This window comes from Pseudomonas emilianonis, from assembly GCF_023072625.1.
In the GTDB taxonomy this organism is placed as follows: domain Bacteria; phylum Pseudomonadota; class Gammaproteobacteria; order Pseudomonadales; family Pseudomonadaceae; genus Aquipseudomonas; species Aquipseudomonas paraveronii.
The window spans coordinates 1-8,570 of record NZ_JAKNRV010000230.1 but is presented as its reverse complement, the minus strand read 5'-3'; the positions used below and the strand labels follow the sequence as shown (position 1 = coordinate 8,570).

The following is an 8,570-nucleotide window of genomic DNA, read 5'->3' as shown; positions in this document are numbered from 1 at the left end:
AGCCCTGAGCTTGAACTCACTCGAGTAAGATTTACGCATAACCAAACACCTCAGATTTGGGCGCCATCATAGCGCCCGATTGAAGTGTCCAAAATCATTAGGCCAGTTCAAGCCCCCTCCCACATTTTGACCCTGTTCACAGAGCTAATTGTGGGAGGGGGCTTGCCCCCGATGAGGCCCATCCTGTCACTACACAACCACCTTGGCCCTACGCAACTCGCTGATGCGCTGTGAGCTCAAGCCCAACTCCATCAGCACTTCATCACTGTGTGCCCCCACAGCGACCCCAATATGCCGGGGAGCTGGCAACCCCTCGGAGAACTTCAGCGGGCAAGCCATTTGCGCCTGGGTCGAGCCGTCGGCCCGCGGCACCTGGGTGACCAGTTCCCGCGCCTTCAACTGCGGATGCTCCACGGCTTCGCTCAGACTCAACACCGGTTCCACGCACGCATCCACCCCGGCAAACAACTCGCACAGTTCCTCAAAACTGCGCTTCTCGAACTCAACCTGCAGCGCCTGCTTGATCGCCTTTTGCTGCGCAGGTATTGGCGACAAGCCTTGTGCCGCCAGCTCCGGTCGTCCCAATGCTGCGCATAATTGCTGCATAAACGCCGGTTCCAGACTGCCCACCGACATCCAGCGCCCATCACGGGAACGGTAATAATCGTAGAAGCTGCCACCATTGAGCACATGGGTCTCCCAACCGGGCTCCACGCCACAGGCCAGGTATCCAGCACCGGCCATGGCATTCAAGCTGAACGAGCAGTCGGTCATGCTCACATCCAAGTATTGGCCGACGCCGCTCTGTTGCCGCGCAATCACCGCCGCGAGCAGGCCCACCACCGCGTGCAGCGAGCCGCCGGCGACATCTGCCAATTGCACGCCCAAGGGCAGCGGCCCGCTGTCCTGACGCCCGGTATGGCTGGCCACTCCGGCCAACGCCAGATAGTTGATATCGTGCCCGGCGCGATCCTTGTAGGGGCCGGTCTGACCGTACCCGGTGATCGACACATAAATCAGCCGCGGGTTGATCGCCTTCAACGCCGCATACCCCAGGCCCAGGCGCTCCATCACCCCAGGGCGAAACTGTTCGAGCACGATGTCGTAGCCCTTGACCAGTTCGCGCACAATCTCCAGCGCCTCGGCCTGCTTCAGATCCAGGGCGAGGCTGCGCTTATTGCGATTGAGGTAAGCATGGCTCGCCGAGGTGCCCTGATCATGGGGCGGCAGCACGCGTAGCAGGTCCATGCGCGTGGGCGATTCGATGCGCAGCACCTCGGCGCCCATGTCCGCCAGCATCAGCGAAGCGAACGGGCCGGGCAGCAAGGTGGAAAAATCCAGTACTTTAAGGGACGCCAAGGGACCTGACATGGAGACTCCGTTTCCGATTCGACAGACCACAGCGTAGTCAGCCTTCAGCGCCCAGGGCAATCGTCAGAACGATCATCGGCCGTGACCGTTTTGATCACGGCGGGCTTTTTCCCGACGGCGGCCTTATCATTGGCCCACGTTTGCTTGCAGGGTGTTCCATGAAATTCGCGATAGCAGTGTTTTCCGCCGCCCATGCGCCCTCCTCGCGTCGCGCCTTGCTGTTCGCCCAGGCGGCGCTGGCTGGCGGGCATGAGATTGTGCGGCTGTTTTTTTATCAGGATGGCGTTTACAGCGCCTCCAACAGCATCGTTGCGCCACAGGATGAGCAAGACATCGCCCGCCAATGGCGTGAGTTTGTCAGCACACATCAGTTGGACGCCGTGGTCTGCATCGCCGCCGCCCTGCGCCGTGGTGTGCTCAACAGTGAAGAAGCCGCACGCTACCAACGCAGCGCGGTGAACGTGGAGGCGCCATGGGAGCTGTCGGGCCTTGGCCAATTGCACGACGCGAGCCAGACCGCCGACCGCTTGATCTGTTTTGGAGGGCCGTGACATGTCCAAATCCTTGCTGGTGATCAGCCGCCAGGCACCGTGGTCCGGGCCGAGCGCGCGGGAAGCGCTGGATATCGTATTGGCCGGCGGCGCGTTCGATCTGCCCATCGGCCTGCTGTTTCTGGATGACGGCGTGTTCCAACTGGCGCCGCACCAGGACGCCAAGGCCGTGCAGCAAAAAGACCTCGGCGCCAACCTGCAGGCACTGGGGCTGTTCGGTATCGACGAGGTGTTTGCCTGCGAGCACAGCCTGGCCGCGCGCGGGCTGACGCACCCGGTCAATGCGCAGCCGCTGAACAACGAACAGATCTCCCAGTTGATTGACCGTTACGACCAGGTGATAACCCTCTGATGTCGACTCTACATGTGGTGTCCCACTCCCCGTTTACCGATAGCCGCCTCGACAGCTGCCTGCGCATCTGCGGCAGCGACGATGCGATCCTGCTCTGTGGCGACGGCGCCTACGGGCTGCATCACCCGGCCCTGCAACTCAAGGGCGTGAAGGTGTTTGTGCTGGCCGAAGACAGCCTGGCGCGCAACCTGCCGCTGCCCGACTGGGCCGACTGCGTGGATTACCCAGGTTTTGTGCAACTGTCTATCGACTACGACAAGGTCAACTCCTGGCTATGAACACCCTGACCGTGGGCACGCATGCCCTCGAACTGGACAAGGACGGCTACCTCGTCGACCTGAACGAGTGGTCGGTCGACGTGGCCAACGCCCTGGCCGCCGCCGAAGCCCTCGAGTTGACCCCGGCGCACTGGGAAATCCTCGAGCTGCTGCGCCAGTTCTATCAAGAATTCCAGCTGTCCCCCGCCACGCGCCCGCTGATCAAGTACACCGCCTTGAAGCTGGGCGCAGACAAGGGCAACAGCCTGCACCTGAATAAACTGTTCAACGGCACTCCCGCCAAACTCGCCGCCAAGCTGGCGGGCCTGCCTAGGCCGACGAATTGCTTATGACCGACTTTGCCCCGCTGACCCTCGAAACCCCCGCCGAGCACCCGTTTGCGCCGTTCGTGCGCATCCTGGGCAAAGGCAAGCGCGGCGCGCGCAACCTGACCCGCGAAGAAGCCCGCGAAGCCATGGGCATGCTGCTTGACGAAAAAGTCGAAGACACCCAGCTCGGCGCCTTCCTCATGCTGCTGCGCCACAAGGAAGAAAGCCCGGAAGAACTCGCCGGCTTCACCGAAGCGCTGCGCGAGCGCCTGCACGCGCCGGCGCTGAAGGTGGATGTCGACTGGCCGACCTACGCCGGCAAAAAGCGCCACCTGCCGTGGTTCCTGCTGGCCGCCAAATGCCTGGCGCAGAACGGTGTACGCATCCTCATGCACGGCGGCGGCGCCCACACCGCTGGCCGGTTGTACACCGAACAATTGCTCGAAGGCCTGCAGATCCCGCTGTGCCGCAATTGGCAGCAGGTCGAGACGGCTTTCGAGCACGGCAACCTGGCGTTCATCCCGCTGGGCGATTGGGCACCGCAACTGCAACGCATGATCGACCTGCGCAACACCCTGGGCCTGCGCTCGCCGATCCACTCCCTGGCACGCCTGCTCAACCCACTGAATGCCCGCTGCGGCCTGCAAAGCATCTTCCACCCCGGTTACCAGGGTGTACACCGCGATGCCAGCGGCCTGCTCGGCGACAATGTGATTGTGGTCAAGGGCGACGGCGGTGAGATCGAGATCAACCCCGACACGATCAGCCACCTCTACGGCACCACCGGCGGCGAAAGTTGGGACGAAGAATGGCCCGCCCTCTCCGCCCAGCGCCATGTCAAACCGGCCAGCCTGGAGCCCGAACAGTTGAAAGCGCTGTGGCGCGGCGATGTCGAGGACAGCTACCCGCAACTCGCCTTGATCGCCACCATGGCCCTGGCCTTGCGCGGTCTGGGTCATCCGCGAGAGCAAGCGTTCGAACTGGCCCAGCACTACTGGGATGCGCGGAATAAATCGATTTAATCGATCATTGCGCCGCAGTTTTTGCGCTTTTAGTTCGAACTCATCCCTTTAGACTGGGCTCTAACGCTTATTAGCCAAGGAGCCAGTCATGGGTTTGCTGATCGAAGGACGCTGGCACGACCAGTGGTACGAAAGTAGCGCGGATGGCGCTTTCCAGCGGGAACAGGCGCAACGCCGCCACTGGGTGACCGCTGACGGCCAGCCCGGCCCCAGCGGCGAAAGTGGCTTCAAGGCCGAAGCCGGTCGTTACCACCTGTATGTGTCGCTCGCCTGCCCATGGGCCCATCGCACACTGATCCTGCGCAAACTCAAAGGCCTGGAAGGTCTGATCGACGTGTCCGTAGTCAGTTGGCTGATGCTGGAAAACGGCTGGACCTTCGACAAGGCCCACGGCTCCAGCGGCGACACGCTCGATGGCTTCGACTTCATGCACCAGCGCTACACCGCCGACACGGCCGATTACACCGGGCGCGTCACGGTGCCGGTGCTGTGGGACAAACACCTCAAGCGCATCGTCAGCAATGAATCAGCGGAGATCATCCGCATGTTCAACAGCGCGTTCAACGGGCTGACCGGCAACACCCTGGACTTCTACCCCGAGGCTCTGCGCCAGAACATCGACGCGTTGAACGAGCGCATCTACCCAGCCGTGAACAACGGCGTGTACCGCGCAGGTTTCGCCACGTCGCAGCAGGCGTATGAACGTGCGTTCGATGATCTGTTTGCCGAACTTGACCACCTGGAACAGCACCTCGGCGAGCATCGCTACCTGGCCGGTGAATACCTGACCGAGGCCGATGTGCGGCTGTTCACCACGCTGATTCGCTTTGATGCGGTGTATTACAGCCACTTCAAATGCAACCTGCGCCGGATTGCGGATTATCCGAATTTGTCGAACTGGTTGCGGGAACTGTATCAATGGCCGGGAGTGGCCGAGACGGTGGACTTTGAGCACATCAAGGGGCATTACTATGCCAGCCACCGCACCATCAATCCGACGGGGATTGTGCCCAAGGGGCCGTTGCAGGTGTTTGATGCCCCGCATGATCGTGGGCGGTTGAGCGCTAAGGGCGTCTGGAGCTGATCCAGAGGGCTGGCTGGATCAAATGGCCGCATCGGGGGCAAGCCTCCTCCCACATTGGAATGCATTCCAAAATGTGGGAGGGGGCTTGCCCCCGATGCATTTAGGCTCAGACCTGGGCCTGGGCGCCTTCAAACCATTTGAGCTTCTCGCGCAGCAGCACCACCTCACCGACGATCACCAGCGTCGGCGCATGCACTTCATGCTCCGCCACCATGCGCGGCAAGTCGGCCAGGGTGCCGGTGAACACGCGCTGGTTGGACGTGGTGCCCTGCTGGATCAACGCCGCCGGCGTGTCCGCCGAACGCCCATGCTTGATCAGCTGTTCGCAGATGATCGGCAAACCGATCAAGCCCATGTAGAACACCAGGGTCTGCGACGGGCCCACCAGATCACTCCAAGGCAGGTCCGAGGTGCCATTCTTCAAGTGCCCGGTGATAAAGCGTACCGATTGCGCATAGTCGCGGTGAGTCAGCGGAATCCCGGCATACGCCGCGCAGCCGCTGGCCGCCGTGATGCCAGGCACCACCTGGAACGGAATGCCATGGGCCGCCAGTTCTTCGATCTCTTCGCCGCCACGGCCAAAGATGAACGGATCGCCACCCTTGAGACGCAGCACACGCTTGCCTTGCTTGGCCAGGTCGACCAGTTGCTGGTTGATCTGGTCCTGGGGCACAGCGTGGTCAGCACGACGCTTGCCCACGTACACGCGCTCGGCGTCACGCCGGCACAGTTCAAGAATCGCCGGGGCCACCAGGCGGTCGTAGAGCACCACATCGGCCTGCTGCATCAGGCGCAAGGCGCGGAAGGTCAACAGGTCCGGATCGCCGGGGCCGGCACCCACCAGGTAGACTTCGCCCGGCGCATACGGCGGTGCGCCGTTGACCTTTTCGATCAGCAAACGCTCGGCTTCATCGCCCTGCCCGGCCAGTTGCCGATCGGCAATCGGGCCCTGAAAGACTTCTTCCCAGAACGCGCGGCGCTGCTGCACATCCGGGTACAAGCGCTTGACCTGGGCCCGAAAGCGCGCCGCCAGCCCGGCCAGTTGGCCATACGTGGACGGAATCCAGGTTTCCAGCTTGGCCCGGATCAAGCGTGCCAGCACCGGCGCATCGCCGCCGCTGGACACCGCGATCACCAACGGCGAACGGTCGACAATCGCCGGGAAGATCACGCTGCACAGGGCCGGCGCATCCACCACATTGACCGGCACGCAGCGGCGTTTGGCATCGCTGGACACTTGCGCGTTCAGCGGTTCGTCGTCCGTTGCGGCGATGATCAGGGTGCAACCGTCGAGGTCGGCCTCCTGATAACCGCGCACGATCAGTTCCCCGCCACTGCCCTGCACCAGTTCACGCAACTGTTTTTCGATCTGGGGAGCAACCACCCGCAGCAGCGCGCCAGCGTCGGCCAACAGCCGGGACTTGCGCAAGGCAATCTCCCCGCCGCCGACGACCAACACACGACTGCCGCGCAGGTTATGAAACAGCGGCAGAAATTCCATTTAACCGATGACCTCGATGCCCGCCATGTAAGGCTTGAGCACGTCCGGCACACGGATCGAACCGTCGGCCTGCTGGTAGTTTTCCAGCACGGCCACCAGGGTACGGCCTACGGCCAGGCCCGAACCGTTGAGGGTGTGCACCAGTTCCGGCTTGCCGGTTTCCGGGTTGCGGAAACGCGCCTGCATGCGACGGGCCTGGAAATCACCGCAGTTGGAGCACGACGAGATCTCGCGGTATTTGTCCTGGCTCGGCACCCACACTTCGAGGTCGTAGGTCTTCACGGCGCTGAAACCCATGTCACCGGTACACAGCGCCAACACGCGGTACGGCAGTTCCAGCAGTTGCAGCACGCGTTCGGCGTTGGCGGTCAGGCCTTCGAGGGCTTCCATGGAGGTCGACGGCTCGACCACTTGCACCATCTCGACTTTGTCGAACTGGTGCTGGCGGATCATGCCGCGGGTGTCGCGCCCGGATGCGCCGGCTTCACTGCGGAAGCATGGAGTGTGGGCGACGAGCTTGAGCGGCAGGTGCTTGGCGTCGAGGATCTCGCCGGCCACGATGTTGGTCAGCGACACTTCGGCGGTCGGGATCAGGTACAGGTCGGCTTCGCCATCGCGGCTGATCTTGAACAGGTCTTCCTCGAACTTCGGCAACTGGCCGGTACCCTGCAGGGCCGGCGCCTGAACCAGATACGGCGTGTAAGCCTCTTCGTAACCGTGTTCGCCGGTGTGCAGGTTGACCATGAACTGCGCCAGGGCGCGATGCAGGCGGGCAATCGGGCCACGCAGCAAGGCAAAGCGCGCGCCGGACAGCTTGGCGGCGGTTTCGAAATCCAGGCCACCGCTGAGTTCGCCCAGGGCGACGTGGTCCTTGATCTCGAAATCAAAGGCCTTTGGCGTGCCCCAGCGGCGCACTTCGACGTTACCGTCTTCGTCCGCACCGACCGGCACCGACTCGTGCGGCAGGTTCGGAATACCCAGCAGGATCGAATCCAGTTCGCCTTGAATTTTGTCCAGTTCGACTTTGCCGTCGGACAGCTCGGTGCCCATGCGCTCGACGTCCGCCATCAACGGCGCGATGTCTTCGCCGCGCTGCTTGGCCTGACCGATGGACTTGGAACGCGCATTACGCTCAGCCTGCAGTGCTTCGGTGCGGGTCTGGACGGTCTTGCGCTGTTCTTCCAGCGCTTCGATGCGCGCAACATCCAAGGCAAAGCCACGGGATGCCAGGCGGTCCGCTACGTCCTGAAGGTTGCTACGTAACAGTTTGGAATCGAGCATGTCGGTCTCTCGTTTATCAAAGTTTGGTCAAGGACAGGCCGGCCCAGGTGGCGAGCAGCCCGCCGAACACGCTGATGCCCAGGTACCCGAAGGCGACCAGGACCTGCCCGCTTTCCAGCAGGCGCACCGTATCCAGTGAAAAGGATGAAAAGGTCGTCAGACCGCCTACAAAACCGACAATCAAGCCGGCACGAATTTCAATCGGCACTTCCGGGCGCAACAGGAACCAGCCGTACAACAGCCCGATGATCAAGCAGCCCACCAGGTTGACCGCCAGGGTCGCCGCATAAAAATGCCTCGGCCAGTTGGCGTTTACCCAAGTACCAGTGGCGAAACGCAATAATGTACCAGCGATGCCGGCAACGGACACGGCAAGAATCGTCTTGAGCACTACTTTCTCCGCTGTTTCGGGCTGAGGCGGTCGAGTTGAGCGAGGTGATTGAGCTTTTCACCGATCTTCAGCTCCAGTCCACGGGGCACCGGCTGGTAGAACGGCTGCGGCTCAAGCTCGTCAGGGAAGTAATCTTCGCCGGCGGCATAGGCGTCCGGCTCATCGTGGGCGTAGCGGTATTCATCACCGTAACCCAGTTGTTTCATCAGCTTGGTGGGCGCATTGCGCAGGTGCAGCGGCACTTCGAGGGAGCCATGTTCGGCCGCCGCGCGCAGTGCTGACTTGAAGCCCATGTACACCGCGTTACTTTTCGGCGCGCACGCCAGGTAGGTAATCGCCTGGGCCACCGCCAGCTCGCCTTCCGGGCTGCCGAGGCGCTCCTGCACTTCCCACGCCGCAAGGCACAGGCTCAGGGCGCGCGGGTCGGCGTT

10 protein-coding genes and 1 pseudogene are annotated in these 8,570 nt (G+C 62.4%); 6 read left to right on the top strand and 5 right to left on the bottom strand.

Features of this window, described 5'->3' with window-relative positions:
• Positions 1–189: 189 nt before the first annotated feature.
• A complete protein-coding gene (locus L9Z73_RS20300; protein WP_247404624.1) occupies positions 190–1,371 on the bottom strand; it encodes a CaiB/BaiF CoA transferase family protein in 1,182 nt (393 codons plus the stop codon).
• A 158-nt stretch (positions 1,372–1,529) separates the two neighbouring features.
• Here L9Z73_RS20300 and tusD point away from each other — a divergent pair, with 158 nt between their 5' ends.
• From tusD to L9Z73_RS20270, 6 genes are all read left to right on the top strand, one after another.
• Positions 1,530–1,922: a sulfurtransferase complex subunit TusD gene (tusD, locus tag L9Z73_RS20295; RefSeq protein WP_247404621.1), complete on the top strand. Its 393-nt coding sequence runs from the start codon at positions 1,530–1,532 to the stop codon at positions 1,920–1,922.
• A 1-nt stretch (position 1,923) separates the two neighbouring features.
• A complete protein-coding gene (gene tusC / locus L9Z73_RS20290) occupies positions 1,924–2,274 on the top strand; it encodes a sulfurtransferase complex subunit TusC (protein WP_247404619.1) in 351 nt (116 codons plus the stop codon).
• Positions 2,274–2,552, top strand: a complete 279-nt coding sequence (gene tusB / locus L9Z73_RS20285; protein WP_247404616.1) for a sulfurtransferase complex subunit TusB — start codon at positions 2,274–2,276, stop codon at positions 2,550–2,552. Before tusC ends, tusB begins: the two co-directional genes overlap by 1 nt.
• Positions 2,549–2,884 carry a TusE/DsrC/DsvC family sulfur relay protein gene (locus L9Z73_RS20280; protein WP_247404614.1) on the top strand — a complete coding sequence of 112 codons (336 nt, stop codon included), beginning with the start codon at positions 2,549–2,551 and terminating at the stop codon, positions 2,882–2,884. The genes tusB and L9Z73_RS20280 overlap by 4 nt, the downstream gene beginning before the upstream one ends.
• Positions 2,881–3,882: a glycosyl transferase family protein gene (locus L9Z73_RS20275; RefSeq protein WP_247404611.1), complete on the top strand. Its 1,002-nt coding sequence runs from the start codon at positions 2,881–2,883 to the stop codon at positions 3,880–3,882. Before L9Z73_RS20280 ends, L9Z73_RS20275 begins: the two co-directional genes overlap by 4 nt.
• 88 nt (positions 3,883–3,970) lie before the next feature.
• Positions 3,971–4,966, top strand: a complete 996-nt coding sequence (locus tag L9Z73_RS20270; RefSeq protein ID WP_247404609.1) for a glutathione S-transferase family protein — start codon at positions 3,971–3,973, stop codon at positions 4,964–4,966.
• A gap of 106 nt (positions 4,967–5,072) precedes the next feature.
• Here L9Z73_RS20270 and cysG read toward each other — a convergent pair whose 3' ends face one another.
• The 4 genes and pseudogenes from cysG to L9Z73_RS20250 form a co-directional block, all read right to left on the bottom strand.
• On the bottom strand, positions 5,073–6,467 hold the full coding sequence (gene cysG / locus L9Z73_RS20265) for a siroheme synthase CysG (RefSeq protein WP_247404605.1): 1,395 nt from the start codon (positions 6,465–6,467) through the stop codon (positions 5,073–5,075).
• Positions 6,468–7,748 (bottom strand): serine--tRNA ligase, encoded by a 1,281-nt coding sequence (serS, locus tag L9Z73_RS20260; protein ID WP_247404602.1) that lies wholly within the window; start codon positions 7,746–7,748, stop codon positions 6,468–6,470. It lies immediately after the preceding gene.
• 16 nt (positions 7,749–7,764) lie between these two features.
• Positions 7,765–8,139, bottom strand: a complete 375-nt coding sequence (gene crcB / locus L9Z73_RS20255) for a fluoride efflux transporter CrcB (protein WP_247404599.1) — start codon at positions 8,137–8,139, stop codon at positions 7,765–7,767.
• A pseudogene (locus L9Z73_RS20250) lies at positions 8,139–8,570 on the bottom strand (recombination factor protein RarA); the annotation flags it as partial. The gene crcB and the pseudogene L9Z73_RS20250, both read right to left, overlap by 1 nt.